The 24,889-nt window shown below is 73.7% G+C and carries 25 protein-coding genes, 1 tRNA gene and 1 pseudogene; 12 read left to right on the top strand and 15 right to left on the bottom strand.

What is annotated here, in order from left to right; all coding sequences use genetic code 11:
• Positions 1 to 61: 61 nt before the first annotated feature.
• The 6 genes from FB558_RS30680 to FB558_RS30655 all read right to left on the bottom strand — a co-directional run bounded on the left by FB558_RS30680 (position 62) and on the right by FB558_RS30655 (position 8,180).
• Positions 62 to 1,927 (bottom strand): VirB4 family type IV secretion system protein, encoded by a 1,866-nt coding sequence (locus tag FB558_RS30680; protein WP_142059594.1) that lies wholly within the window; start codon positions 1,925 to 1,927, stop codon positions 62 to 64.
• Positions 1,924 to 3,234: a PrgI family protein gene (locus FB558_RS30675; protein WP_142059592.1), complete on the bottom strand. Its 1,311-nt coding sequence runs from the start codon at positions 3,232 to 3,234 to the stop codon at positions 1,924 to 1,926. Before FB558_RS30675 ends, FB558_RS30680 begins: the two co-directional genes overlap by 4 nt.
• Positions 3,231 to 5,573, bottom strand: a complete 2,343-nt coding sequence (locus FB558_RS30670) for a TrbL/VirB6 family protein (protein ID WP_142059590.1) — start codon at positions 5,571 to 5,573, stop codon at positions 3,231 to 3,233. The genes FB558_RS30675 and FB558_RS30670 overlap by 4 nt, the downstream gene beginning before the upstream one ends.
• A 4-nt stretch (positions 5,574 to 5,577) precedes the next feature.
• Entirely contained in the window at positions 5,578 to 6,174 is a 597-nt protein-coding gene (locus FB558_RS44870) for a pilin (RefSeq protein WP_246106873.1), read from the bottom strand.
• The gene (locus FB558_RS30660) at positions 6,165 to 7,211 is read right to left on the bottom strand and encodes a hypothetical protein (protein WP_211366976.1); all 1,047 of its coding nucleotides are present in this window, start codon (positions 7,209 to 7,211) and stop codon (positions 6,165 to 6,167) included. Before FB558_RS30660 ends, FB558_RS44870 begins: the two co-directional genes overlap by 10 nt.
• A gap of 735 nt (positions 7,212 to 7,946) precedes the next feature.
• Positions 7,947 to 8,180 (bottom strand): hypothetical protein, encoded by a 234-nt coding sequence (locus FB558_RS30655; RefSeq protein WP_142059588.1) that lies wholly within the window; start codon positions 8,178 to 8,180, stop codon positions 7,947 to 7,949.
• 253 nt (positions 8,181 to 8,433) lie between these two features.
• On the opposite strand from FB558_RS30655, the gene FB558_RS30650 reads away from it, so the two are divergent.
• From FB558_RS30650 to FB558_RS45915, 6 genes and pseudogenes are all read left to right on the top strand, one after another.
• Positions 8,434 to 8,898 carry a hypothetical protein gene (locus FB558_RS30650; protein ID WP_142059586.1) on the top strand — a complete coding sequence of 155 codons (465 nt, stop codon included), beginning with the start codon at positions 8,434 to 8,436 and terminating at the stop codon, positions 8,896 to 8,898.
• A gap of 164 nt (positions 8,899 to 9,062) precedes the next feature.
• On the top strand, positions 9,063 to 10,004 hold the full coding sequence (locus FB558_RS30645) for a TRM11 family SAM-dependent methyltransferase (protein ID WP_142060505.1): 942 nt from the start codon (positions 9,063 to 9,065) through the stop codon (positions 10,002 to 10,004).
• Positions 10,001 to 10,984, top strand: coding sequence for a hypothetical protein (locus tag FB558_RS30640; protein ID WP_246106872.1), 984 nt, complete (start codon positions 10,001 to 10,003; stop codon positions 10,982 to 10,984). Before FB558_RS30645 ends, FB558_RS30640 begins: the two co-directional genes overlap by 4 nt.
• 641 nt (positions 10,985 to 11,625) lie before the next feature.
• Positions 11,626 to 11,907, top strand: a complete 282-nt coding sequence (locus tag FB558_RS30635) for a hypothetical protein (RefSeq protein WP_142059584.1) — start codon at positions 11,626 to 11,628, stop codon at positions 11,905 to 11,907.
• Positions 11,908 to 12,056: 149 nt separating this feature from the next.
• Positions 12,057 to 12,449 carry a recombinase family protein gene (locus FB558_RS44865; RefSeq protein WP_246106871.1) on the top strand — a complete coding sequence of 131 codons (393 nt, stop codon included), beginning with the start codon at positions 12,057 to 12,059 and terminating at the stop codon, positions 12,447 to 12,449.
• Positions 12,335 to 13,540, top strand: a pseudogene (locus FB558_RS45915) (recombinase family protein); the annotation flags it as partial. The gene FB558_RS44865 and the pseudogene FB558_RS45915, both read left to right, overlap by 115 nt.
• 366 nt (positions 13,541 to 13,906) lie before the next feature.
• On the opposite strand, the gene FB558_RS43505 reads toward FB558_RS45915, so the two are convergent.
• Positions 13,907 to 14,083, bottom strand: a complete 177-nt coding sequence (locus FB558_RS43505; RefSeq protein ID WP_170231607.1) for a hypothetical protein — start codon at positions 14,081 to 14,083, stop codon at positions 13,907 to 13,909.
• Positions 14,084 to 14,363: 280 nt separating this feature from the next.
• Positions 14,364 to 14,439, bottom strand: a tRNA-Arg gene (locus FB558_RS30620).
• A 72-nt stretch (positions 14,440 to 14,511) separates the two neighbouring features.
• On the opposite strand from FB558_RS30620, the gene FB558_RS30615 reads away from it, so the two are divergent.
• Positions 14,512 to 15,252 (top strand): SIR2 family NAD-dependent protein deacylase, encoded by a 741-nt coding sequence (locus FB558_RS30615; protein ID WP_170231606.1) that lies wholly within the window; start codon positions 14,512 to 14,514, stop codon positions 15,250 to 15,252.
• Positions 15,253 to 15,501: 249 nt separating this feature from the next.
• Here FB558_RS30615 and srmL read toward each other — a convergent pair whose 3' ends face one another.
• Positions 15,502 to 16,638, bottom strand: a complete 1,137-nt coding sequence (srmL, locus tag FB558_RS30610; protein ID WP_142059580.1) for a PheS-related mystery ligase SrmL — start codon at positions 16,636 to 16,638, stop codon at positions 15,502 to 15,504.
• A gap of 253 nt (positions 16,639 to 16,891) precedes the next feature.
• Between srmL and FB558_RS30605 the strand changes: the two genes are divergently transcribed.
• From FB558_RS30605 to FB558_RS30595, 3 genes are all read left to right on the top strand, one after another.
• Positions 16,892 to 17,590, top strand: a complete 699-nt coding sequence (locus FB558_RS30605) for a response regulator transcription factor (RefSeq protein ID WP_142059578.1) — start codon at positions 16,892 to 16,894, stop codon at positions 17,588 to 17,590.
• Positions 17,587 to 19,023 (top strand): sensor histidine kinase, encoded by a 1,437-nt coding sequence (locus FB558_RS30600; protein ID WP_142059576.1) that lies wholly within the window; start codon positions 17,587 to 17,589, stop codon positions 19,021 to 19,023. Before FB558_RS30605 ends, FB558_RS30600 begins: the two co-directional genes overlap by 4 nt.
• 90 nt (positions 19,024 to 19,113) lie before the next feature.
• Positions 19,114 to 20,799, top strand: coding sequence for a trypsin-like peptidase domain-containing protein (locus FB558_RS30595; RefSeq protein ID WP_142059574.1), 1,686 nt, complete (start codon positions 19,114 to 19,116; stop codon positions 20,797 to 20,799).
• Between the two features lie 11 nt (positions 20,800 to 20,810).
• Here FB558_RS30595 and FB558_RS30590 read toward each other — a convergent pair whose 3' ends face one another.
• Positions 20,811 to 21,116 carry a carboxymuconolactone decarboxylase family protein gene (locus tag FB558_RS30590; RefSeq protein ID WP_142059572.1) on the bottom strand — a complete coding sequence of 102 codons (306 nt, stop codon included), beginning with the start codon at positions 21,114 to 21,116 and terminating at the stop codon, positions 20,811 to 20,813.
• A gap of 314 nt (positions 21,117 to 21,430) precedes the next feature.
• Here FB558_RS30590 and FB558_RS30585 point away from each other — a divergent pair, with 314 nt between their 5' ends.
• On the top strand, positions 21,431 to 21,919 hold the full coding sequence (locus tag FB558_RS30585) for a MogA/MoaB family molybdenum cofactor biosynthesis protein (protein WP_425468120.1): 489 nt from the start codon (positions 21,431 to 21,433) through the stop codon (positions 21,917 to 21,919).
• A gap of 144 nt (positions 21,920 to 22,063) precedes the next feature.
• Here the strand turns inward: FB558_RS30585 and FB558_RS30580 are convergent, their stop codons facing one another.
• Positions 22,064 to 22,474 carry a hypothetical protein gene (locus tag FB558_RS30580; protein ID WP_142059568.1) on the bottom strand — a complete coding sequence of 137 codons (411 nt, stop codon included), beginning with the start codon at positions 22,472 to 22,474 and terminating at the stop codon, positions 22,064 to 22,066.
• A gap of 34 nt (positions 22,475 to 22,508) precedes the next feature.
• On the opposite strand from FB558_RS30580, the gene FB558_RS30575 reads away from it, so the two are divergent.
• Positions 22,509 to 22,667: a hypothetical protein gene (locus FB558_RS30575; protein ID WP_246106869.1), complete on the top strand. Its 159-nt coding sequence runs from the start codon at positions 22,509 to 22,511 to the stop codon at positions 22,665 to 22,667.
• On the opposite strand, the gene mscL is transcribed toward FB558_RS30575, so the two are convergent.
• The 4 genes from mscL to FB558_RS30555 all read right to left on the bottom strand — a co-directional run bounded on the left by mscL (position 22,652) and on the right by FB558_RS30555 (position 24,853).
• Positions 22,652 to 23,098, bottom strand: coding sequence for a large conductance mechanosensitive channel protein MscL (gene mscL / locus FB558_RS30570; protein ID WP_142059564.1), 447 nt, complete (start codon positions 23,096 to 23,098; stop codon positions 22,652 to 22,654). The two genes, FB558_RS30575 and mscL, sit on opposite strands and share 16 nt — an antisense overlap.
• A gap of 1 nt (position 23,099) precedes the next feature.
• Positions 23,100 to 23,735 (bottom strand): SAF domain-containing protein, encoded by a 636-nt coding sequence (locus FB558_RS30565; RefSeq protein ID WP_211366974.1) that lies wholly within the window; start codon positions 23,733 to 23,735, stop codon positions 23,100 to 23,102.
• A gap of 87 nt (positions 23,736 to 23,822) precedes the next feature.
• Positions 23,823 to 24,164, bottom strand: coding sequence for an FmdB family zinc ribbon protein (locus tag FB558_RS30560; protein ID WP_142059562.1), 342 nt, complete (start codon positions 24,162 to 24,164; stop codon positions 23,823 to 23,825).
• A gap of 83 nt (positions 24,165 to 24,247) precedes the next feature.
• Positions 24,248 to 24,853: a 5-formyltetrahydrofolate cyclo-ligase gene (locus FB558_RS30555; RefSeq protein ID WP_142059560.1), complete on the bottom strand. Its 606-nt coding sequence runs from the start codon at positions 24,851 to 24,853 to the stop codon at positions 24,248 to 24,250.
• Positions 24,854 to 24,889 lie beyond the last annotated feature (36 nt).

Raw genomic sequence — 24,889 nt, 5'->3', positions numbered from 1 at the left:
ATCGGTCCTCTCCAGGAGCGTGAGGGCTCGGTGACGGGACTGGTTCGGGTCGGGCTGTGGCTCAGGCGGCGTCGAGCTGGATCCACCCACCGCGGCCGGCGGCCGGCCCGGGCCCGGAGCCGACCTCGGAGTCGAGGTCGAGGTCGTCGGGGTCGTGCGTGGCGAGTTCGGCGGGGCTGCTGGTGATCCAGTGGTTCTCGTTCGGTGAGGCGATCACCTGGAACGCGACGCGTTGGGTGCCGGCGGTGAGCAGACCTTGGCCGCGGTCGGCGGAGAGCAGGAACTGGCGTTCTCCGGCGGAGAGGTCGAACACGCGGGTGACCTCGTCGATGGCCTGGGTTGCCTGGCGCAGCAGGATCTGGGTGGCGGCATTGGCGATGACGGCCTTGCCGAGGTCGCTTCCCAGGACGTCGGCGGTGTCCTGGGTGGCGACGGTCAGCCCGGCCCAGTGCTTTCGTGAGGCTTTGGCCATCCGGAACAGGAACTCCGCCCCGGCGGTCTCGCGCATGAGCAGCCAGGCCTCGTCGACCACGACCAGCCGTGGCCGGCGCGCGGTGGGGTTGCTGACCCGGCGCCAGACGGCGTCGAGGGTGAGCAGGGTGCCGATGGCCTTGAGTTCGTCGGGTAGGTCGCGCAGGCTGAACACGACCAGGTGCCCGTCGGGAGCGGTGGTGGTGGGGCCGTCGAAGAGCTGGTTGAACACGCCGTCGACGTGCGGGTGCAGCCGCGCGGCCAGATCGGCCGAGATGGTTTTGCTGGTGGCCTCGCCGGTGGCGGTGGTGGTGAGGACGTCGCGCAGGGTCCGCAGTGTCGGGGCGGGCCGCAGCCAGGTCCGTGGGTCCGCGGTGATCCCGGCGTGCTGGTACGTGGTGAGCAGTGCGCGGTCGAGGATGGCGCGTTCGGTGGCGGTCAGGACGTCGCCGAGCAGCACCGACAGGGCGGTGTGCAGGAACAGGCAGCGGCGGGTGAGGGCGTCGGGTGGGGCGCTGCGCCGCCCGTCGGGTGCGGTGTGGATGGGCAGGTCGAACGGGTTGAGCCGGACCCCGTCGCCGCCGAGGTGGACGTAGCTGCCGCCGACCGCGGCGGCGAGGCGGGCGTACTCGTCCTCCGGGTCGATGACGATGATCTCGACGCCGCGGTGCAGCGACCGCAGCGCTTCGAGCTTGACCAGGTAGGACTTTCCGGACCCGGATCGGCCGAGGATGACCGAGTTGTGGTTGTGCAGGGCGAGGCCGAACCGGTCCCAGTGGACCAGGCCCTGGGAGCCGAGGTTGTAGCCGTAGAGCACCCCTTCGGGGGCGGCGATCGAGGTCGGGTCGGGCGCGGGCAGGTCGGGGGTGGTGAACGGGAACGCCGCGGAGAGCGCGGCGGTGTCGAAGGTGCGGCGCATCCCGATGAGGTCCAGGCCCATCGGCAGGGTGGTCACCCAGCCCTGCAGGCTGCGGTAGGTGGTGGGTTTGGCGTCGAGCAGCAGGCTGGAGGTCAGCGCCCGCACCGCGGCGACCTCGTCGGCGAGTGCCTGTTCGGTCGGGGCGTGCACGGTGAGATAGATGCCGACCCGGAACAACTTCCCTTCGCCGCGGGCGACCCGCGACGACAGGTCGTAGGCGTCCTCGGTGGCCGCCTCGACGTGGGGGTCGATCAGGCGGCCGTGCTCGGCGGTGTGCCGCCGCCCGCTCTCCAGGCGGGCCAGTTGGGCCTTGAGGCGGCTCGCTGCGGTGGCGGGGTCGATGGGTTCGACGTGGGTGGCGACGTCGAGGCGGCCGGGGTAGGTGAGCAGCGGGGCGAGCCAGCCGGGGTAGACCTCGCGGGGAAACCCGACCACCGCGAACGTCGCGACCCAGTCGCCGTCGACCTCCAGGTGCCGGGACCCGACGGTCACCGCATGCGGCGCGAACCCCGCCACCACATCGGTCTGTCGGCTCATCGCCGTCCCCCTCGGGTGATCGCCGCGAGATCGTCGTCCACGTCGTCGCCGGGGTAGTCCCAGCCGTCGTCGTCGAGGTCGTCCCAGTCGGCGACGGGCTGTTCGGGTCGCCTTTCCCGGGAGGGCGTGTGGTGGGCCCGTTCGCGTGCGGCTGTGGTCCGGCGGTGCGGGGAGGCGCCGGTGTTCGGGGAGATGTCGGTGTCGGGGGTGCTGCGGGTGATGACGTCGTCGGGTCGGGCCATCTCGGGTGCGGGAGGTCGGGTCGAGGCGGGGTTGCAGGCGGCGGTGAGGACCGCGGCGGCCCGGTCGGCGTCGAGCGGGGTCACCACGATCCCGGCCGGGGCGAGCAGGTCGACCGCCTCGCCGAGGCGGCGGACCACGCGGGCCTGCGCCGCCCGCCGGGCGGGATCACCCGCGCTACGCGCACCGGTCCCACCGGTTCGACCCCCACCGACACGGCGGCGTAGCAGCGAGGCGAGGACCGCGCTGGGTGTCGGCCCGCCCAAGCCGTCGGCTGCGGCGGCGGGCCCGATGGGTTCACGCAGGACGAGCAGCACCTGGCGGCGCAGCAGGTCGGTGTGGCGGGCGAGGTGGGCGAGGAACTCGGCGTGCTCGCGGGCGGCGGCGTCCAGCGCGGGGTGCGGGAGGTCGGCGGCGCGGGCGTGGAGCTCGTTGATCTGGCCGGTCAGGTCCAGGCGGTGGGTGCGGACGAGGATCTGTACGGGCGCGGTGAGGCTGTGCAGGTAGCGGCCGAAGGTGGCCACCAGCGATTCCTGCTCGGCCGGGGTGCGCAGCGCGAAGTTGACCGTCGACGCGGCGGCGATCACCGCGAGCCCGTCCGTCCCGAGGTCGACCACACCGACCCCGCCGGCGTCGTTGCCGGGGTCGTCGACCGAGCTGGCGGGCAGCCGCAGCGCTCCGGGCGCGGGCAGCCCCGAGTGCCTGCCCGCGGTACCCGTCGGGCCGGGGTTGCGGGTGTGGGCGGTGAGCCAGCCTGGTGCGTCGTGCACGGAGTCGGGGGCGGTGACCAGGTGCCGCGGGCCGACTCGCTGTCGGATGGCGGCGAGCAGCATCCGGTCCATGCTCAGCCCGTCGCGACGCCCGAGGGCCAGCGCGACCATGAGCACGGCGATCGGGACGGCCGCGACACCGAACAGCGGCGCAGGGAGGAACGGGCGGGTGAGGTCGTAGGCGAGGTAGAGCAGCAGGGCGGTGGCGGCGAGGATGGTGAGCTGCCGCGCGGTCAGCGGGCCCATGACCCGGTCGGGCATATCGACGTCGGCGGGGATGCGGACACTCGAGTTCATGACTTGCCTCCGGACGGGGGTCGGCGCCGGCGCGCCGTGGTGGGCCGAGCGGGCGGAACGGGTGGAGCCGATGGCGCGGACGCGCCGGGCGGTGTCGGCGGTGTCCCGTCTCGGCCGCTCTGCGCCGCCCGGCGGGGCGTCGGCGGCTTCCGCGGCGCGGCCACCGGTGGGTGCGGCGCCGGTCTCGCCGTCGGTGTCGGGACGGGTGGGGTGGTGGGGTGCGGGGTTCCTGCGCGGGAGGGCAGATCGAGCGGGAGGCGGAGTTGCCCGGCGGGGCGTCGGGCCGGGATGGCTGCGGGTGGGACCGGCGCAGCCGGAGGCGTGGGCCGTCGGACCGGTGCCACATCGTCGAAAGGCAGGGGGTACTGCCCGGACCGCAGCGGCGGGTTCGCCTTGTACGGGTCGAACGGCAGCTCCAGCTGCCCGGACGGTCGCCGTCGCACCGGGATCGGAGCAGCCGGGGGAGCCGAGGCAGCCCGGGAGCGGCGGAGGTCGCCGAGCGGGAGGGGGTACTGCCCCGAGCGGGTGGGTCGGTTGCCCCGGTACGGGTCGAGCGGCAGCTCGAGCTGTGTTCCCGCGCGCGACCGGCCCCGGCCGGGGGACGACGGTGGTGCCGCGCTCGGGCCGGAGGGCGCCGGTGGGCGGGGGACACGGGTGACGTCGAGCGGGAGCCGGTACTGGCCGTCGCGACCCAGGACGGGCCGGTTCTCCGGCCAGTCCTCACCGAGTGGCAGCGCGAGCTGGCGGCCCTGTCCGCCCCGCCGACCCGCGGCGGCTGTGGCCGGCCCGGGTGTCGGGGTGCGGTCCGGGCGGGTGCGGTGGAGACCGCCCAGCGGCAGGACGTACTGCCCGTCCGGGGTGGAACGCACCCTCGCGTTCGGGTCGGGCTCCCCGCCGGCCTGCCCGTCCGATGCGGTCCAAGAGCGGGCGCGCCCCGACCGACCCGCCGTCGAACCGCCGCCACGGCTTCTGCCGGAGAGCAGACCGAAGGTCTTGTAGGCGATGAAACCGCGGACCAGGGACCCGACGAACGAGCGCCCGCCCCCGCCGCCGCGGATGGAGCCGAGCACCCAGAACGGGATCTTGAACAGGATGTACATCAGCGCGCAGGCGACGAGCAGGTTGACCAGGCCGTCGTTGTTGGGGCCGAGCAGGGTGAACCCACCGGGGGTGAGGAACACCCGCATCGCGGTGATCAAGGTGAGGCTCTGCACGACCTGGATGGCCAAACAGCCGCCGAATGCCTTCCACCACCAGTAGGCGATGTGCTCGGTTTGGGGCAGGGCGTGGAACATCAGCGCGATCGGTGCCCCGGCGATCAGGATGACGGTCAGGGCGACGCGGATGACGAACCCGATCAGCAGGGCGACCAGCATCCCGGCGAGGACCAGCCCAATGAGGATCAGGAAGATCCCGCCGTCGCCGAGTGAGCCCAGGACGATCTCGCGCAACGCGTCCCCGGCGCTCGCGGCATCGAGATCAGCGCCGAGCACCGCCCGGGACACGCCGTTGGCGATCTCGATGGCCTTCGTGGCGGCCCACATGCTCAGCGCGCCGGCGAGGAAACCGGCAACGAGCCGCGGCGCGATCTCCTTGGCCGAGTACCGGGTCTGCACGGACTCGTGGGTCATGACCAGGACCCCGGCCAGGATGATCAGCAGGCCGTAGCAGGCGAGCAGGATCTGCCACGAGCTCGACCACAACCCGGCCAGCTGCGGCAGGTCCTGCGGCGTCGGGGTGGTCAGCAGCGTGTTCGACAGCAGGTCGAGCAGCGGGTTGAGCGCGGCGGTGACGATCCCGCGGAAGAACCCGTTGATCGCGTTGGTGATGCAGCCACCGATGTCGGTGAACCCGCACGGCGCGTCGGTGCTCTCGCCCGGCCCGGAGGGACCCGGTCCGGGCGGACCGTCCGAATCGGCGGGCCCGGTCGGGGCGAGCGGCGGCAGACAACCCTCCCCGTCACACGGCGCAGGCGGGTCGGGCGACGGGGCCGGCGCCGGAGCGGGGGTCGGGGACGTGGGTGTGTCCGACGGCGCCTGGGCCGTCGTACCGCAGATCGGGAACAAGGAGTTCGGGTCCACGCACGGCTCGACCGGCTCGCCGACCGGCGGCGTGGGGGCGACCTGGGCGGGCGCTGCGAACCCGATACGCGCGACCGGCTCGATCCGCGCCCCGTCCTCGCTGGCGATGCCGTCCTCGGCGGTGACACCACCACCCAGAACGAGCGCAGCCACCAGCAGCGCAAGCAGCACCACGAGGGCGGCGAGCACCGCATCGCGCGAGTGGCGCAGCAACGGAGTCAGCAAGGGGCGGCGCATCGCCGGGTGGGGCGTCGGCATCGGCCTACAGCCCCACGATGGACTGCAGCACGGTGACGATGAGCGGGGCGAGCGCGGCGATGCCGTAGCCGAGCCCTGCGGCCTTGAACGCCTGCTTGGACTTCTCGACCTCTCCGGGATCTCCGCTGCCGTAGACGTAGCGGACCCCGCCGAGGGTCAGGAACACCGTCGCCAGAGCGGCGAGGATGCCGACCAGCCAGTTGCGGATGTTGTTCAGCACCGCGTCGACCGACTCGGCCTGCGCCAGAACCTCCTGCGCCAGAACTCGCTGGGCCGGTACCTGCTGGGCCAGGGCCTGGTGGGCGAGCACCTGGTCGGCGTGGGCGTTCGCGGCTGGTGCCAGGACAATCGCCGCCAGCACGACCGCGGCGCCCGTCGCGAGGACGACCCGCCGGTGCCGGTACGGCGTCGGACGGCGGCTTGGTCGGATGCCGCCGGTCGTGGTGTCCGGCTCGGCCGCGTCGTCGATACCGGCGGTGGAGCCCGGCGCGCTGCCGCTCGAGGAGCTGCCGTCCGAGGAGCTGCCGTCCGAGGAGCTGCCGTCCGGTGCGCTGCCGTCCGAGGTGCGGCGGCGGGGGTCGTGGGGGCGGTTCAGGCGCATCGCGGAACCTCCGATGTCGGGCCCGACGCGGTGTCCGGGCGGTCGAGCTGGTGGGCGCGGGAGGCGCCGGTCGGTGATCCCCCGCATCCCTGAACTCCGGATTGCGGCACGTTCGGGGACATCACGCGCCGGACTCGGCGCCGCCGCAGCCCACCGAGGGCGATCACCGTCGGTGACGTCCGGACCGCCGTCGTGGAGGGCGTCGGGGTGGGTGCGGTCGCCGTGGCGCGGAGTTGTTCGTCGATGACCAGGCGGTCCAGGACCTCGACGGCCGGGTCGTCGGGCGCTGCACCAGCGAGATCACCGGCGCGCCCGCGGAGGTAGTCGACGAGTCGGCGTTCCGCGCGTTGCCGGGCTTTCTTGGTGGCCTCGTAGCCGGCGCCGCGGGCGCGTGCGGCGTCGGCGAGCGCGGTGTCCTCCAGCCGGGTCGAGCCGATCAGGGCCGCCTCGGCGGCGGTGATGGCCCGGTCGGCGACCGCGGCGAGCAGGACCAGATCCGGGTGCCCGCACAGCGGCTGCGGCGCGCTGGAGTGGAACGCCTCTTCCGACGGGGTCGGCGCGTCGAGCGCTTCGCGCAGGCACAGGTGCCCGGCCCGGTAGGCGGCCCACCGCAGTCGCAGCATGATCCTCGGGCGGCCGAGGTCGACGTGGGCGAGTTCGGCCAGGAACCCGGTCAGGGTCGCGGAGTGGATGTCGCGGGGGTCGGCGACGAACCGGGCGGTCAGCGTGGCGCAGATCCCGGTCAGCGCGGGCAGCGCGAGCCCGACACAGCCCACCGTCCACTTCCCGCCCTCCTCGCGGGACCGGCGGATCAGGTGTGCCCACACCGCGTCGCGCAGCGGCTGGGGGCAGCGTCGGTCCAACAGGCGCCTGAGCAGCTCGTCGAGCGGCACCGCCCGCGACGGCAACCCGGAGAACCCGCGTCCGTCGACCGACAGCGGCGCCGGACCGGCGAGCAGCCACTCGAACGCGGATCTCGCCGCGTCCAACGGCATGTCATCGGGGCTGAAAGAACTGCGGGGAAGCGCATCGCTCATCGCCATCGGGAACCTCCAGGAATTGGATCGCTGAATGGGCTCCACAAGGACGCCATACGCCCTGTCACCGACTTATGACCGCGCACGCACCGCGGTGTCACCGACCGGGCACCGCTACCACATGAAGATCAGTAATAGGAGGTTTAGAAGATCGGCATCGGTCGTCGTGTCGAGGAGCAACGGCCTCGGCACCGCCGGAGAGCCTCACGATGTCCCCGCTGTGATCAGGACTTATCGGTTGCGGTGCTTGGGTGGTGCCTCTCCGGTGCCTCTCCGGTGCCTCACCGGTGACAGGGCGGTGACCGGCCGCTGCCTCGAACTGGTGCCCCGTCCCTCTCCGTGCAAGGTCGTCCGCGCGTCGTCGAACTTTTCCCGCCCAATCGGCGGCCAGGGGCGGGCGCGCGGGACAGCACGAGGTCGTCCTGGCCGGGTGGCGCCGAAAACGCGGCGGCTACGACGGGAAGGGTGGACGAGTTCCGTCATTCCGAGACGGCATGTCCCTTCGAGCGCGGCATTTCGGAGTTCAGGGGTGTCGACAAACACCACGCGGAACGTCGTGGTGCCCACGCACCTCGCCCGGAGGAACGCCGTGCGCCATCCCGCCCAGCCCGATCCCGCCGCCCAGACCCCGCCCACCACGACCCCGCCGACCCTGACGCTGCCCGCCACCACACCGCCCGCCACGGCGCCCTCCGGTGGTGGGGGGTTGCGGGACCGGGGGAGCGGATTCCGGCCCTACCCGACCGCGTCGACATCGACCAGGCTCAGCCCCGCCTCACCGGCCTCGCGGGCGGCGTCGCGGCGCCGCAGCCGCGTCGGCACGCCGATCCCGGCGACGGTGTGGGTACCCGAACCCGGCCACGTCGTCGACCCGGCCGCGGTCTGGCCCACGGTGATCCTGCGCCAGATCGTGGCCGCGTTCAGCCGGACCGGCGACGAGGTCGTCCTGACCCCCTGGCCGTCCGACACGGGCGACGCACCGGTCGATCACCGAACCCGGACCGCCGAGGTGACTCAGGACCGCCCGGCCCGGGCTGCGGCCGACGGAGACCTCGACACTGCGCAAGACACCGTCGCCCGGCTGCACCGGTGCCCACGCGTCATCGAACTCGACTCGGGTCGCGCGATCGGCGCCTCGGCTCCAGAGCCGATGGAGATCCGACCGGCAGACGACACAGCAGCGCTGTCACGCGGTGGGACCGCGGAGCTGGTCGTCACGAGCATGCCGCCGAACCCCACCGCCGCCCGACACACCGACGCCGTCGCGCTGCACGCCGCCCGGGAACTGCGCTTCGGCGGGATCCTCGTGGTGCTCACGCACTGTCACCTCGATGGCGGCGTGTTGCGCGACCCCACCGGGCCGATGATCGCCGCGGCGCAGAACGCCGACCTGCTCTACCTCCAGCACATCGTCGCGGTGCACCTGCCCGTCCACGACCTCCGCGCCGCCACCAGTTCGGACCCCACCGCGGCGCCGGACGGCCCCTGCTCGGTCGGTGGTACGGGCTCGGACATTGCGGGTCACGGCCGCACCGGTGCGCAGCCCGCCCGCTCGGGAAGCGCTCAGCCCGATGCCTGCCGCGGAGCCGCGCACCGGCGAGTGCACTCCGACGTCCTGGCGTTCGCCCAACCACACGAGCACCGCTCGCCCGAGCGGGCCGAGCCCGACGACGAGATCCCGTGGTGACCCCCGCTACCTCGACTCGCCTCGAGCACCCCATCACCGCTCGCGCCGCACGACGTGAGCCGCTACGGACAAGGACGCCGATGACCGACCACATCGACACCTCGCACCCGGCTACCGCCCCGCGGTCGCGGCACCTGCATCTGGTGCCCGACCTCCCCGCCCGAATGGCAACGGCCGAGGACGCCGGTCCGGCGTTGTCGGTGTGGACCACCGCGCAGGCGTCGTCGGCCGCGCAGCGAAAGGGCCGCTACACGCCTGCGTCGACCGCGCACCCGGCGAAGATGCTGCCCGCGGTCGCCGCGCACGCCATCGCCCACTACACCCGCGTCGGTGATCTGGTGCTCGACCCGATGTGCGGGATCGGCACCACTCTGGTCGAGGCCGTGCACGCCGGGCGCCGCGCGATCGGGATCGAGTACGAGCCGCACTGGGTCGACGTCGCCCGCGCCAACCTCGCCCTCGCTCACGATCAGGGTGTCTCCCACGATGGGCAGGTCGTGCACGGCGACGCCCGCCAACTCACCACGCTGCTCGGATCGCGCTACCGCGGGCAGGTCGCGCTGGTGGTCACCTCACCGCCCTACGGGCCCTCCACACACGGACAGGTCGCCGTGTCCCGCGACGTCGGGGTGCAGAAGTACCACCATCGCTACGGCAACACCCTCGACCGCGGGAACCTCGCCAACATCGGCCATCACCGCCTGCTCAGCGGGTTCACCCGGATCCTCGCCGGCCTGGCCGACTACCTGCGACCGGGCGGGCACGTCGCGGTCACCGTCCGACCGTGGCGTGAACACGCTGAGCTCATCGACCTCCCCGCCCAGGTCCTCGCCTGCGGCGTGCAGGCCGGGCTGGTCCCCGTGGAGCGCTGCGTCGCGCTCCTGGCCCGGGCCGCGGAGGTCGACCTGGTCGCCCGTGGCTCGTTCTTCCAGCGCGACTTCATTCGCAAGCAGCGCGACGCCGGACTGCCGATGCATCTGATCGCCCACGAAGACGTGCTCATCTTCCGAGCCGCGCAGTTTCCCGGGAGTTCGCGCGAACTCAAGGCGTCACAGGCCGAACTCGTGGGCGCGCTCCCGGCGGCCTGGCATATGGCCGCGGCATGACCACGACGAGCCTGATGGCGACCGACACCGGACCGGTCTTGCGACTGCTGTCGCTGGGCGCCGGGGTGCAGAGCACGACTGTTCTGTTGCTCGCGTGCGAAGGCGAGATCCCGCGCTTCGACGTAGCGCTTTTCGCCGACACCGGCTGGGAGCCACGCGCGGTGTACACGAACCTCGAACGGTTGGCCGCGCACGCACAGCAGCGCGGCATCCCGGTGCGTCAGGTCTCGGCCGGCAACATCCGTGCTGACGCCCTCGATCCTCGCCACCGCTTCGTGTCCATGCCGCTGCACACCCTCAACCCGGACGGGTCGCGGGGCCTCGCGAGGAGGCAGTGCACCGCCGAGTACAAGATCACCCCGCTGAAGAAGGCCGTGCGGGACCTCCTGGGATATCCGCATCCGCGACGGGTGCCGCGCGGGGTGTACGCCGAGCAGGCCATCGGCATCAGCACCGACGAGTTCACCCGTGCCAAGGACTCCGGGCTGCGGTTCCTGCGCAACGTCTTCCCGCTGATCGATCTTGGCTTCGACCGGGCTCGCTGTATGAAGTTCCTCGGCGAGCGCGGCTTCGGGGAGACGGTCAAGAGCGCGTGTGTCGGGTGCCCGTTCCACGGCAACGCAGGCTGGCGTTGGGTACGCGACCACGACCCGGACGGCTGGGTGGAGGCGGTCGAGTTCGACCGCGCCATCCGCCACGGCTACCCGCGCGCCACCACGCAGGGGCAGGAGTTGCGCGGGCAGTACTTCCTGCACCGTTCCTGTCTTCCATTGGACCAAGTGGACCTCGACGCGCCCGCGACGACGAGGACCAGGAAGCACCTGCGGCTGATTACCACCGACTCGGCGGGCGGCGTAGGGGACAGCGTGGAGGAAGGCGGAGACCCGGACGGGTGCTCGCCGTGGTCGTGCCGTTCCGGCGAGCCAGCCACCGCGATCACATCGAGCACGGCACACGGACCTCGCGAGCGTGCGGCATGAGGACCGCGACAACATCACCCCTTCCGCGGATCCCGCCAGCCCCTTCGGTCTCATCGCGGCGCCGGTCGGGTCGAGTGGTGGGCGTGTGGCACACGGTGTCCGCTGCGACGGCGATGGCGATCTACCTGCTCTCGGTCGTCGCCGCCAGCGTCGCCTCGACGCATTGGCCACCACTCATCGGCGGCGGACTGGTCATCCCGGCGGGCACGGTGTTCGCGGGAGCAACCCTGACCCTGCGCGACCTCGTCCACGACACGCACGGCATCCGCGGAGTGGCGGCGGGGATCGCGGCTGGAGCGGCACTGTCCAGCGTCTTTGCCTCACCGCAGATCGCGGTGGCCGGGTGTGTCGCGGCCCCGCCACGGCGGTTAAGGAGAGCGGGGCGTCGGCCTGGCCCGCTGCCCGGTACCCACCGCACCATTGCGGCCCCGGACGGCGGGTCGGCGGCCCGCGGACGACGTGGGCGGCTAACGGGTACCCGTCACGGTATGCGCGGCCCGCAGACGGCGACCGTGAGACGTCGTAGGGGTTGGCTTGACCCGTGCCGCCTACACGAGCGTGGATATCCCTATGCCGACCGGAACCGCCCGCCGCGACCCGTCCGATCGCAGTTGACGAGCCAACGGAACGAGGTGCATCGAATGGACGGCACGCACGACGGACGGCGCCGACCGGAGCGTCCTGCACGGTCGGAGCCGCACGCGCAGCGCGCCGAGGTCACCGCGCTCCTGACGCGGCGTCGGCGGGCCGCCGGGACCGGACGACACGCCGGCGACGACCCACCGGCGCTGGTGGCCGACATCCACACGCTCGACGGACCCGACGCCGACCGGCTCGCGCTGCAGCAGGCTCGGGTGATCAAGGAGGTGATCGCATGGCTGGCCTACATCGCCCCCAGGGACGCGCCCGACCGGGCCGCGTAGACAGCGTCCGGGGACTCGACGTCGGCGGGTTCGATACGGATACGGCCGAGTCCCCACGGTCGGTCCCGGGGACCCGGGCTGCGCTGTACGCCCGACCGGCTGCCGGCGGGGCAGAGGCGCTCACCCGGCAACTGGCATCGGCCCGGGCGGTGCTCCCGACCGGAGCGGTGATCGTCGGTGTATTCGCCGACGTGTGCGCCTGGGATGCCTGGCCGCCCGACCCGGCGACGACCACGACGGCGAGCCCCGATCCAAGCATCTGCACGGGCTGGACGTTGGGCGGCCACACCGTCGAAGGCGGGATGCTGACCTTGCTGCGCCGCGCCCGACAGCGGGTCCCGGACTTCGACCTCGTCGCGTGCGAGGACGGCGAACGGCTCTCCCGCAAACTGTGGCGGCAGACGCTCATCGAGGACGCGCTCCGGGCGTGCGGTGTACACGTCGTGATCGCGACCGAAGGACCGCTCCCGCCCGGTGGGTACACGCCCCTATCTGCAGTCCTGGGCCTCGGTGGTCCGATCGCCCCCGACAGGGCGGGGTGAGGGACGTGGCAGCTCCTGAGCTGATCCGGAACCTGACGACGCCAGACCGCGCCGACGGCTCGGCAGGCCTGGGTGCCGGGGGCGTGGCCAGCCCATACCGAGCCCGATCCGCACCCGCACCCGAATTGGAGCCGGTGCTGTTCCGGTTCGCGTGGGCGGGCCGGACCTCCACCTACGATCAGCAGGACCCCACCCTGTCGCTGCCGCGGCAGCTCCGCAGCTGCGGGCAGGTTCTGCCCGAGGACGCGGTCGTCGTCGCGCACTTCTACGACGTGGAGTCCGGCCGCAAGGACCTCGACACCCGCGGCCGGAGCACCGCGCACGAGATGTTCTCGATCCCCATCGCGCGCGACGGCGGCATCCACGATCTGCTCGCCGAGGCGGAACGTCCCGACCGGCGCTTCGACTACGTGATCTGCGAGTCGATCGAGCGCATCGCCCGGCGCACCTACATCGGCACCGACATCGAGAACCGCCTGGAGCGGGCCGGGGTGCGGCTGCTGGCCGCGGACGAGCCGTTCAACCTCGCGCCCACCGGCGGGCGGAAGGCGAAGGTCGCCACCCAGCTGCTGACGCGGCGGGTGAAGCAGGGCATCGCCGAGTTCTACGTCATCGAGATGCTCGAGAAGTCCTGGGACGGGTTCGCGGTCCACACCGAGCAGGGCTTCAACATCGGCAAGCCCTGCTACGGCCACCGCGCCCGCCAGGTCGCCCACCCCGTCCCCGCGAAGCGGGCGAAGGGCCAGAAGAAGACCTTCCTCGAACCCGACCCCGCCCAGGCCCCTGTCGTGCGGCGGATCTTCGCCTGGCGGCTCGGGGAACGGGCGGGCTACCAGGTCATCGCCGACCGCCTCAACGACGACTTGGCCGCCAACCCGCCACCCACGCCGGTCGACCCCGAGCGGGCGGTCGGGCGGTGGACCGCGTCGAACGTGCGCGACGTCCTGACCAACCCGAAACACACCGGGCACATGGTGTGGAACCGGCACGCCCGCAAGAGCGGCAGCAACCGAGCCAACCCGGTCTCGGAGTGGATCTGGTCCCCGCAACCGGTGCACGAGGCGCTGGTCGACCTGGAGAGCTTCATCGCCGCCCAGGAGATCAGCGGGCACCGCTTCGGTTCCCGCAGCAGCGCCGGGCCCAACACCGCGCACCCGGACACGAAGCGGTCCTACCTGCTGCGCACGTACCTGTTCTGCGAGCTGTGCGGGCGGCGGATGTTCGGCAAGACCCGCCGCAGCCACGCCTACTACGTGTGCGCCCCACGCAAGGACTACACCCCCGACGGGCACCCGACCGGCGGGGCCTTCTTCGTCCGCGAGGACCAGCTGGTCGACGGGCTCAACGACTTCCTGTCCCAGCACGTCTTCGGCGCCTACCGCCGCGCCCTGCTCGACACCACCGCCGCGGCCATGGACGCCGACGCCCGCCGCGACCACGAGGAACGAGTCGCCGCGCTACGTCGCGCGATCGGCGACACCGACCAGCGCATCAAGCGCACCATCCGCAGCCTCGAACTCGTCGATGACCCCGACCCCGACCTGCTCCGCGACATCAACGAGCGCCGCGCCGAGCTCCGCGCCCACCGCCAGGACCTCGAGACTCAGCTCGACGCGGCTGAAGCCCGGATCCACGCAGCACCGAACCCCGACCTGATCGACGCCCTACCCGTGACCCGTGTCGAAGTCGACCAGCTCCCCGAGCACCTGGCCCGAGACCTGTTCGAAGCTCTTCGTCTGGAGATCCACTACAACAAGTTGGCCAACCAGGCCCGATGCCGCATCACCCTCAGCGGGACGACCGTCGCCGCAGCACGGAAGGCCGCAGACCGGACCGTTTCCGCCACCCACCCGGCGCCAGCGGACCCGGACCCGCCCGGCGAACCCGACAACGCAGATTCCGTTCCCATCCTTGTGGTGCCCCCGGCAGGATTCGAACCTGCGACACCCGCTTTAGGAGAGCGGTGCTCTATCCCCTGAGCTACGAGGGCCTGCGCCGATCGTAGCGGCGGGGCGGCGCCGCCCGGGTGTCGGACCTGCTTCGCGGGTGCGAGTATCGGGCGGTGGACGTGCACAGCCTCGCCGAGGTGGCGCCGAGGGAGCGGTTCGAGCGGGTCTGCGCGCTGACCGGCGCCGGGATCAGCGTGGCCGCCGGCCTCGGCACGTTCCGCGGCCCGGACGGGCTGTGGACCATGGCGCCCGAGGTGGAGCGCGCCATGCACGCCCACCTGCTGCCGAGCAACGTCGACGCGCTGTGGAGCGTGTGGGGCGGGATGTGGCAGATCGCGGAGGCGGCCGGGCCGACGCCCGCGCACCGCGCGCTCGCCGCCGCAGGCGCATCGGTGATCACCCAGAACGTCGACGGGCTGCACCAGGCCGCGGGATCGGTCGACGTGGTCGAGCTGCACGGCACCGCCGGCCGCGCCCGCTGCCTCGACGACGACTTCTGCGGCTGGACGGGTCCTGCCCACGAGGTGCGCCGGGGCGACCTCCCGGGATGCGCGCGATGCACGGAGCCCGCGCGACCGGCCGTCGTCCTGTTCGGGGAGATGCTCGACCCGGAGGCGCTCGGGGCGGCCCGGCGGCTCGTCTCGGCCTGCGACCTGTTCCTCGCCGTGGGCACCTCCGGGCGCGTGGCGCCGGCGTCCTGGCTCGCGCCGACGGCCCGGGCGGCCGGCGCGTACTGCGTCAACATCGACCTGCACCCCGACGGCCCGGCCGACCCCGCCTTCCACGCCCGGGTCGTCGGCGACGCGCAGGACGTCCTGACCGAATGGGCGGGACTGCCGGCCGCGGGGCTCTGACCGCAGCTCGCACACCGATCGTGGTGCTCGCACACTGACTGCGGTCGGTGTGGGAGGGCAGGAGTCGGTGTGTGAGCGGCTCGGCCGAGAGCCTGGCCTCCTCCCGCGGGCGCTGGCCGCCGGCTCGCACACCGATTGTGGTGCTCGCGCACCGACTGCAGTCGGTGTGGGAGGGCAGGAGTCGGTGTGTGAGCGGCTCGGCGGCCGGGCCCGGACGACGTGATCTGGTGACCACGGGCCCCGATCGGCTCAGGGCGCGGCTAGGGGCGGAACGGCCCACTCGTGGCGCGGGCCCTCGTGCAGGGCGGCGTAGACGCGGTCGCGGATGTCGTTGGCCTGGTGATCGGTCAGCGTGCGGTCCAGGGGGCGCAGGACCAGCCGTACCAGCAGGTTGTCCTGTCCGGGGCGGGTGCCCAGGCGGGTCCGGGCGCCCGGGGGCAGGCGGTGGTGCGGCGTGGTCGACCGGACGCCGAGGCTCTCCAGGACGTCGGCGTCGGGGCCGAGGGCGGTGCGGGCGCGGTCGCCGAGCAGGTCGGGGTCGGTGCCCGTGGCGACCACGATCGACAGGTCCCGACGCGCGGGCGGCAGCATCGAGACCGGTCGCCACGGCTCGAGGTCCTGCATCTGCTCGGCGATCCGCGGGTCGGCGGCCCGCAGCAGCCGGATGTCGGGGAGGCCCTTGCGGAGCACGAGCGCGCGGTCCAGGCCCATGCCGAGCGCGAGGCCGCTCCACAGGTCCGGGTCGAGCCCGGCGCCGCGCAGCACGTCCGGGGCTGCCAGCCCGCACTCGGCGAGCTCGACCCAACCGTCGCCGGCGTGGACGTCCAGCTGCCGGCCCTGCTCGGTGTACGGGTGGTCGGCGGCCACCGTGCGCCACCGGGTGCCCGGCAGGACCGCCGGGACGAGCGCGGCCAGCATCTCCTGCAGATCGGCGACGGCCATCCGGCGGCCGCGCACGATCCGCCACAGGTCCACCTGGTGCGGCTCCCCGACGTGCATGCGGTCGATGGCGTCCCGGCGGTGGACCAGCCCGGGCAGCACGAGCAGCACGTCGTCGGGCGGGTCGGGCCGGGCGGCGAGGGCGCGCAGCGCGGGCGGCACCCCGGCCGAGGTGTGGCTGCGCAGCATCACGGTCTCGCTCAGGTAGCGGGAGTAGCGGCTCTCCCGCGTGACGGCGGACGGCGCGTACCCGAGCCGGTCGTAGTTGTCCTCGACGGCGACCGCCGCCCCCCGGCGCTGGACGGAGACGGTGCTGTGGCGGCCGACGGCGGCCACGGCCGCGTCGAGCAGGAGCTGCACGGCGTGCCGGCCCTGCGCGGGGTCGGTCAGGTCGCGCAGCGCGAGCGCGGCGGCGACGGCGGCGGGATCGAGCGTGCGGGTATCCATGCCGAGGTCCTCACTGGTGCAGCGGGCGGGCGGCACACCCCCGGCCGCTGCGGCGCGAGGACGCTCAGGCAGGCCTGCGGGTGCCCTCGCGGCCGCACTGCGGCCGGGGGCGGGGGAATCGCCGCGTGAGCGCCATGGCACCAGGCTAGGTCGGCCTGCAACGGAAAAACCGCTGCTCACCCGGCCGGGCAGCGTTGTGCGCGCCACAGCCGGCTCTCAGGCGCGTCTCAGATCGCCGGTTCAGACTGGCCCCATGCGCATCCTCGTCGTCGACGACGACCGGTCGGTCCGGGAGTCGTTGCGCCGGTCGTTGGCGTTCAACGGCTACCAGGTCGATCTCGCGATCGACGGGCAGGCGGCGCTCGACGCGGTGCTCGCGCAGCGGCCGGACGCCATGGTCCTCGACGTGATGATGCCCCGTCTCGACGGGCTCGAGGTGTGCCGACGCATGCGGGCCGCCGGCGACGACCTGCCGATCCTCGTGCTCACCGCCCGCGACGCGGTCTCCGACCGGGTGGCCGGGCTCGACGCGGGAGCCGACGACTACCTGCCCAAGCCGTTCGCCCTCGAGGAGCTGCTCGCCCGGCTGCGCGCGCTGCTGCGCCGGCGCAGCCCCGAGGACATCGCCGCCGCCGCGGGGCAGAGCAAGCTGCTCGAGTTCGCCGACCTGTCGCTGGACCCGGACACGCGCGACGTGCGCCGCGGCGAGCGCATGATCAGCCTCACGCGCACCGAGTTCTCGCTGCTGGAGCTGCTGCTCACGAACCCGCGGCGGGTGCTCACCCGCTCCCAGATCCTGGAGCAGGTCTGGGGCTACGACTTCCCGACCACCGGCAACGCGCTGGAGGTCTACATCGGCTACCTGCGGCGCAAGACCGAGGCCGAGGGCGAGCCGCGGCTCATCCACACCGTGCGGGGCGTCGGGTACGTCCTGCGCGACACCCCGCCGTGAGCCGGGCCGCCGCGGGACGCTACATCCGGCCGGACGGCTCGACCGCGCGGATCGAGGTCCTCGACCAGATCTCGCTGCGCACCCGCATCGGCCTGCTCGCCGCGCTGGTGGCCGCACTCGCGGTGGTGCTGGTGTCGGCGGCCGCGTTCGTCACGGTGCGCGTGAACATCCTCCAGACGCTCGACGCGAACCTCCTGCAGCGGGCGTCCGCCGCGGCGCAGAGCGAGCTCGCCGACCCCCAGCAGCTCGCCACGATCCCCACCGAGGTCCTGGGCGCCGGGGACATCCGGCTCGCGCTGCTCCTCGCCGCAGGGCCGGCGATCTCCGCGGAGGGCGCCGCGTCCGCCCCACCGCTGGGCCGCGACGAGCTCGCCGTGGCCCAGGGCGTCGCGTCGTCCTCCACGCGCACCGCCACCGAGGACGGCGTGCCCTACCGCGTGGTCGCCGTGCAGGCCGGGCGGGGGCAGGCATTGGTGATCGCCCAACAGCTCGACTCCACGCAGCAGGTGATGACCAAGCTCGGCGTGGCGCTGCCGATCGTCGGCGGCGTCGGGGTCGTGGTCGCGGCGTTCGCCGGCGTGGCGATCGCGCGCGCCGGGCTGCGGCCGGTCGACCGGCTGACCGCCGCCACCGAGCGGGTCGCCGCCACCGGTGACCTGCGCCCGATCCCCGTCGAGGGGTCCGACGAGCTCGCCCGGCTGACGGCCAGCTTCAACGAGATGCTCGGCGCGGTCGCGGCGTCGCAGGAGCAGCAGCGGCGCCTGGTCGCCGACGCCGGGCACGAGCTGCGGACCCCCCTGACCTCCATGCGCACGAACCTCGAGCTGCTGGCGGCCGCGAGCAAGCCGGGCGCGCCGACGCTGCCGGACGCCGAGCGCGCCGAGATCCTCGACGACGTGCAGGCGCAGGTCGCCGAGCTGTCCACGCTCGTCGGCGACCTCGTCGAGCTGGCGCGCGACGACACGCCGATGGTCGTGCACGAACCCCTCGAGCTCACCGAGGTCGTGATGCGGGCGCTGGAACGGGCGCGGCGCCGGGCGGGCGACGTCGAGTTCGTCCCGCAGCTCGTCCCGTGGACGCTCGTCGGCGACGCGACGGCCCTGGAGCGCGCCGTGCTCAACCTGCTCGACAACGCGGCGAAGTGGAGCCCGCCCGACGGCCGGGTGCGGGTGCAGATGCGCCCGCTCGACGAGTGGTCGGTCGTGCTCGAGGTGGCCGACGCCGGCCCGGGCATCGCGGAGGAGGACCTGCCTCGCGTGTTCGACCGGTTCTACCGCGCGGACACCTCCCGCACCATGCCCGGCTCCGGGCTCGGGCTGGCCATCGTCCGGCAGGTCGCCGTGCGCCACGGCGGCGCGGTGTGGGCGGGACGGGCGCCCGAGGGCGGCGCGCTGCTCGCGATGCGGCTGCCGGGGCGCAGGCTCTTCCCCTGACCGGAAGCGCGGTCCGGAGAAGATCGGCGACGACCGGGTGACGCGGCTAGGCTGGGTCGGCAGGGCTCCCGGACGCGAACGCGGTGATGCATGGTGAACCACCCCTCCGACCCCGACGCGCCCGCAGGCAGGCCGCCCGAGGGGGAGTCGCGCGCGGACGCGCCGGACCCCGGCGCAGGTGAGCACGCCCTCTCCCCGCACCAGGACGCCGCGACCGGGCCGCAGGGTGTGCCGCAGGCGCCCGGTCACCACCGCGAGGAGGAGCAGGTCGTTCCGCGGCCGGAGGCTCCGGCGGCGGGAGCGCACCAGCTGAGCGGTCAGGGCGGCTCGAACGGGGGATGGCCCAGCCCCGCGGGCCCGGGCGGATGGCCCGGCCGGCCCGCGGAGGGTGGCGCGTGGACGCCCGGCGGGGACCGGCCGGGGCAACCGTGGGCGGGCCCCGCCGCCGCACCCGGCGGGTGGGCGTCCGCGGCCCCGCAGCACGCCGCCACCCAGCACACCCTGCCCCAGCAGGGAACGCCCCAGCACGACGGCGGCCGCACGGGGCAGCCGGGAACGGGCCGGGAGGCCGGCGCCGGTTGGTACCCGGGCCCCGGCGGCGTCCCGTCCGGCTTCCCGCCGGGCCCGCCCGGCGACCCCCGCTGGTCCGGCGGTCAGGGCGGTCCCGGCACCTACCTTCTCCCCGCCGTCCGCTACCCGGAGCCGCCCCCCGGCACCGGCCGCGGCCCGCGCCGGGGGCTGCTCGCGCTCGGCCTGGTCGGGATGCTGATCGCCGGCCTCATCGGCGGGGTGGTCGGCAACACGCTCGCCCAGAACGGGCGCAACGGCTCGATCGGCGCGCTCGGCCAGCCCCTGCCCGGGCTCGACGAGTCGGCGGCGCCGACCACCCCGGTGGAGGCCGTCGCCGCCCGCGTCCTGCCGAGCGTGGTGCAGCTGCGCGTGGACGCCCCCGGCTCGATGGGGGAGGGGTCGGCCATGGTGCTGAGCGCCGACGGCCTGCTGCTCACCAACAACCACGTGGTGGAGGCGGCCGCGCAGTCCGGCACCGTCACCGCGGTGTTCGAGGACGGCCGCACCGCACCCGCCCTGATCGTCGGGCGCGATCCCAGCTCCGACGTCGCGGTGATCCGCGCGCAGAACGTCAGCGGGCTGGTGCCGGTGGAGCTGGGCAACTCGGACTCGGTGCGCGTCGGCCAGCAGGTCGTGGCGTTCGGCGCGCCCCTCGGGCTGGGCGGCACCGTCACCACCGGCATCATCAGCGCCGTCGACCGCGCCGTGAACGTCGGCCCGGAGACCGGCGCCAACACCCCCACCGTGCTCAACGCCCTGCAGACCGACGCCGCGATCAACCCCGGCAACTCCGGCGGCCCGCTCGTCGACATGCAGGGCCAGGTGGTGGGCATCAACTCCGCGATCGCCACCACGGGTGAGCAGGGTGGCTCGATCGGCGTGGGCTTCTCGATCCCGGTGAACCAGGCCCGCCGCGTCGCGGAGGAGCTCGAGCGCACCGGCCGCGCCTCCCGCGCCGTTCTCGGCGTCACCGTGGAGGACGACCCGCAGCAGGCCGGGGCCCGCATTCGCGACGTCGTGCCCGGCGGCGCGGCCGAACAGGCCGGGATCCGCGCGGGTGACGTCGTGCTCCGGTTCGGCGACCAGCGGATCAGCACCGGCACCGACCTGCAGGCGGCCGTGGGATCGCGCGCGCCCGGCGAGGTCGTCGACGTGCAGCTGGGGGACCGGACGGTGCAGGCGACCCTCACCGCGGCGCCGAACTAGGCCGGGCCAGGTCAGGTCCAGGCGGTGCCCGCGGGTTCCTTGATGGACGCGTTGAGGCGGTTGAACATGTTGGTCACGCCGATCAGCAGGATCAGCGCGGAGATCTGCTTCTCGTCGAAGTGATCGGCGATCTCGTCCCACAGCTCGTCGGCGACGGCCTCGCCCGATCGGTCGGCAAGGCGGGTGACGGTCTCGGTCAGTGCCAGCGCGGCCCGTTCGGCGTCGTCGAAGAACGGTGCCTCCCGCCACGCGGCGACCGCGGCGATCCGCTCGCCGCTCTCGCCGGCCTTGACCAGGTTCTGGTGGTGCGCGTGCACGCCTCGCCCGGACCATCCGCGATCTCGGGCCGCGACTCCTCACCAGCGACCGGCCCGGCTGAGCAGGGCTGGTTCCAGCCGGGCACGCAGGTGTCCGCGCATCGGAGGCCACGCACGGGCGGTGTGCGCGCCAGCGGTTGACGCGAGCCGTGACCGTCTGGTGTCGTTCAGTGGTCCCGGTCGTGGTGCCTCACACCGGGCGTCTGTCGCGTCGGCGCCGGTACCCCCTCCCTGCGCCGGCGCGACCTCTCGCGTCCGGTGCCCGACCGGTGCCGGGGCGCTTCGACCCGTCCCACTACGGTGAGCGCATGGAGATGGCGCCGCCCCAGATCGGTCGAGCCCTCGTGGTGGTCGTGGACGACCGGGTGAGCCACGGTGAACGTGAAGACGCCATCGGGCCGCTGGTCACCGAGCTGCTCGAGGAGGCGCGCCTCGTCGTCGACGCGGTCGTCGTGGTGCCCGGCGACCCCGTCGCGATCCGCAACGCCCTCAACACCGCCGTGATCGGCGGAGTCGACCTCGTGGTCACGGTCGGCGGCACCGGCGTGTCACCGCGCGACGTCACCGCGGACGCCACGGCGGGCGTGCTCGACCGCCCGATCCCGGGCATCGCCGAGGCCATCCGCGCCTCCGGCCTCGCCGCCGGGGCGATGGACGCCGGCTTGTCCCGCGGCCTCGTGGGGGTGTCGGGCAGCACCCTGGTGGTGAACCTCGCCCCGTCCCGCGCCGCCGTGCGCGACGGGATGGCGACCCTCACCCCGCTCGTCGCCCACGTGATCCAGGAGCTGTCCGGGCTGGACTAGCCGACGGGAACCCCCCACCCGGACGAACGGCACTCTCGTCGCTACCTAGCCGACGAAAGTGCCGTTCGTCATGCGGATCCCGCTCCACGAGGCGTGCTCACGTGCGTCGGGCCGACCGCTGGCTCCAGCGGACGCTCGGGTCGCTCAGGGAGCGCGCTTCGGCCCGTCCGGGTCGGTGGCCTCCGGGTTCGTCGCGGCGGGGGTGATCGGCTCCCCTGCCTGGCCGGCCACGCCCGAAGGTGTCGGCCCGGGCGGTTCGGGCTCGGGCTCGGCGTCCACCGTGGTGGGCTGCTGCGCGGCCCGGGGCCGGTCGAGCGTCTCGCCCACCCGGGCGGTGGCGCCCTCCAGCTTGTCGTGGAAGCGTCCGCCCGTGGCCCGGTCCAACCCGCCGGCCGTGGCGTCCGCGGCCTTCACCGCGAGGTCCGCCGCCCGGTCGAGGTAGCCGGGAGCCTTCTCCCGGGCCGTGCCCGAGAGCTCGGCCGCCCGCTCGGACACCTCACCCGCCTTCACCAGCGCGGCGTCGGCGAGTTCCTTGGCCTTGTCCATGAGTCCCATGCGCCCCATCGTGGCACCGGTGCAGGATGGAGGGGTGGACGAACTGCCCGATCCGGTGCGCCGCCGCCTCGACGAGATCTTCGGCGACGTGCTGCCCGCCACCACGTCCGACGAGCGGGACGACCGGCGGGACACCGGCGACGGCGACGCCGATCTGCTGGCGAACCGGCCGCCCCATCACGACCGGGACTGAGGACCGCCCTCCGCCACCGACTCGTGCCGCCCTCCCGAGCTCTGTGCCTGCGCCTTCAGCAGGTCGCGGATCTCGATGAGCAGCTCGACGTCGGTGGGCTCGGCCGGGCCCGCCTCCTCGCCACGCTTGCGCCGCTCCTTCAGGGTGTTGAGCGGGAGCACGATGAGGAAGTAGACCACCGCGGCGACGATGAGGAAGTTGATCGTCGCGCTGATCACCGCGGCGATGTCGAGGTAGGTGCTCTCCTTGTCCCCGACGAGCTGGACGCCGAGCCCGGTGCTGCTCGGCGTGGGGATCGCGTTGATGAGCGGCTGCAGGATGCGCTGGGTGACCGAGGTGACGATGGTGCTGAACGCAGCACCGATGACCACCGCGACGGCCAGGTCGACGACGTTCCCGCGCAGGACGAAGTCCTTGAAACCCTTGATCACGCTAGCGGAGCGTAACGGCGACCTGGTCGGTGAGCGATGCGGCGGCGACCCGGGTGGCGATCTCCGCCGGCATCGCGACCAGGACCAACCGTCCCGACGACGGCGATTCCGGGGGGAGCACCGCGAGCACGGCCGCCGCGGAGGCCAGCACGACCGGCTCGTCGCTGCGCGCGCCGACGGTGACCACGTCGACGCTGCTGCCCGGGACGAGCAGGGCGCCGACGCCCTCGTCGGCGAGCCGTACCGGTACGGCGGCGGCACCGGGCGGGGCCCCGAACACGGCCGCGGGACCGGCGAGGCGGGTGTCGGTGAGGGGCTCGCCCGCCCGGGCGGCGCCGACGAGGACGTGGCCGTCGGCGGCTGCGGGCTCGCGCAGCGCACCTGCCGGTACGAGCTCCGCGGGCCACTGCCGGACGGCGAGGTCCCCCGCCCGCAGCGTGGAGCCGGCCGGCACGTCGGAGGCTGCCACCACCACGGGCACACCCGCCGACTCCGGCGCGAGCGCGAGGACCAGCGCGAGCAGCGCCAGCAGCCCGGCGGCGACCCGGCGCAGCAACGCGAGCCTGCGCCATCCGGGGCCCGTGACGCGCGCCGCGAGGCGGGCGAGCGGCCGGGGTGCGAGCCGGGCGTCGGTCATGCGGCCGACGCTAGGGCGGTGGTGGCCTCAGCGGGTCCGAGCGGCCCGGGCTGTGGACAACCGGGCCGTCATGTGGACAACTGCCGGTCAGGAGGCCGCGGCCGCCGGGGTGCTCGACGAGGAGGAGCTGCTCGAGGACGAGCTCTGCGAGGTGCTGCTGCTCGACGACTCGCTCTTGCTCGACTCGCTCTTCGCCGGCTCGCTCTTGCCGGAGTCGCTCTTGGCGGACTCGCTGGCCACGCCACCGCCGCTCGAGCGGCTGTCGGTGCGGTAGAAGCCGCTGCCCTTGAACACGATCCCGACCGAGTTGAAGACCTTGCGCAGGGGGCCCGAGCAGGCCGGGCAGTCCGTGAGCGCGGAATCGGTGAAGGACTGCACGGCTTCGAACCGGTGGTCGCAGGCCTTGCAGGCGTACTGGTAGGTCGGCACGTGTCCCTCCGGAGGCACACTGATCTCAGGAGATCATGGCGAACGAGCTGGCACTCGATCGGTTCGAGTGCCAGCATAACCCGTCAGGGGAAGCGGTTGTTCCCCAACGGGGTGTGACCGGCGTCGGGCAGCAGCGCGCCCGTCACACGGCGGTCGTGCGGCTCGGCGGGCAGCCGCTCCACCAGCTCCTCGTCGTTCAGCACGACCACGACGGGGACCTCCGCGCCCACCAACGGCAGCGTCCGGTCGTAGTAGCCGCCCCCGCGCCCGAGCCGCACGCCGGTGCGGTCGGCCGCCAGGCCGGGCACCAGCACCAGCCGTGCGTCGGCCACCACCGCCGACCCCAGCCGTGGGCCGGTGGGCTCCCGCAGCCCGAGCGGGCCCGCGGCGAGCGAGGCCGGACCGGTGTACTCCGCCCAGTCCAAACGGTCAGGGGTGGGAGGAACCACGGGCAGCAGCACGCGGTGGCCCGCGGCGCGCAGGGCGTCCACCAGTTCGGGCGAACCGGGCTCGGAGCCGACGGGGAGGTAGGCGCACACCGGACCACCCGTGCGGGCCGCCAGGCGCACGGCCGCCCGGGCCAGCGCGGCGGCCCTGGCCGCCCGCACCGGAGGCGGAAGGGCCCGCCGCGCCGCGACGAGAGCGGTGCGCCAACGGTTCTTCTCGGTGAGAACGGCGCGTCCCGTCACGCAACAACCCTACCGGCGCCATTAGGCTCGCCGACC

It is taken from the genome of Pseudonocardia kunmingensis, assembly GCF_006716445.1.
Taxonomy (GTDB): Bacteria; Actinomycetota; Actinomycetes; order Mycobacteriales; family Pseudonocardiaceae; genus Pseudonocardia; species Pseudonocardia kunmingensis.
The sequence above is the reverse complement of the archived record's forward strand: the minus strand, read 5'-3'. Positions and strand labels throughout refer to the sequence as shown.

Bases quoted from the DNA above. Each gene is read 5' to 3' on its own strand.
- FB558_RS44870 (WP_246106873.1), bottom strand. From the start codon at position 6,174: ATGCGCCTGAACCGCCCCCACGACCCCCGCCGCCGCACCTCGGACGGC.
- FB558_RS30660 (WP_211366976.1), bottom strand. From the start codon at position 7,211: ATGAGCGATGCGCTTCCCCGCAGTTCTTTCAGCCCCGATGACATGCCG.
- FB558_RS30650 (WP_142059586.1), top strand. From the start codon at position 8,434: ATGCCGCCGAACCCCACCGCCGCCCGACACACCGACGCCGTCGCGCTG.
- FB558_RS30675 (WP_142059592.1), bottom strand. From the start codon at position 3,234: ATGAACTCGAGTGTCCGCATCCCCGCCGACGTCGATATGCCCGACCGG.
- FB558_RS30595 (WP_142059574.1), top strand. From the start codon at position 19,114: ATGGTGAACCACCCCTCCGACCCCGACGCGCCCGCAGGCAGGCCGCCC.
- FB558_RS30605 (WP_142059578.1), top strand. From the start codon at position 16,892: ATGCGCATCCTCGTCGTCGACGACGACCGGTCGGTCCGGGAGTCGTTG.
- FB558_RS30565 (WP_211366974.1), bottom strand. From the start codon at position 23,735: ATGACCGACGCCCGGCTCGCACCCCGGCCGCTCGCCCGCCTCGCGGCG.
- FB558_RS30580 (WP_142059568.1), bottom strand. From the start codon at position 22,474: ATGGGACTCATGGACAAGGCCAAGGAACTCGCCGACGCCGCGCTGGTG.
- FB558_RS30640 (WP_246106872.1), top strand. From the start codon at position 10,001: ATGACCACGACGAGCCTGATGGCGACCGACACCGGACCGGTCTTGCGA.
- srmL (WP_142059580.1), bottom strand. From the start codon at position 16,638: ATGGATACCCGCACGCTCGATCCCGCCGCCGTCGCCGCCGCGCTCGCG.
- FB558_RS30635 (WP_142059584.1), top strand. From the start codon at position 11,626: ATGGACGGCACGCACGACGGACGGCGCCGACCGGAGCGTCCTGCACGG.
- FB558_RS30645 (WP_142060505.1), top strand. From the start codon at position 9,063: ATGGCAACGGCCGAGGACGCCGGTCCGGCGTTGTCGGTGTGGACCACC.
- FB558_RS30680 (WP_142059594.1), bottom strand. From the start codon at position 1,927: ATGAGCCGACAGACCGATGTGGTGGCGGGGTTCGCGCCGCATGCGGTG.
- FB558_RS30670 (WP_142059590.1), bottom strand. From the start codon at position 5,573: ATGCCGACGCCCCACCCGGCGATGCGCCGCCCCTTGCTGACTCCGTTG.
- FB558_RS30585 (WP_425468120.1), top strand. From the start codon at position 21,431: ATGGCGCCGCCCCAGATCGGTCGAGCCCTCGTGGTGGTCGTGGACGAC.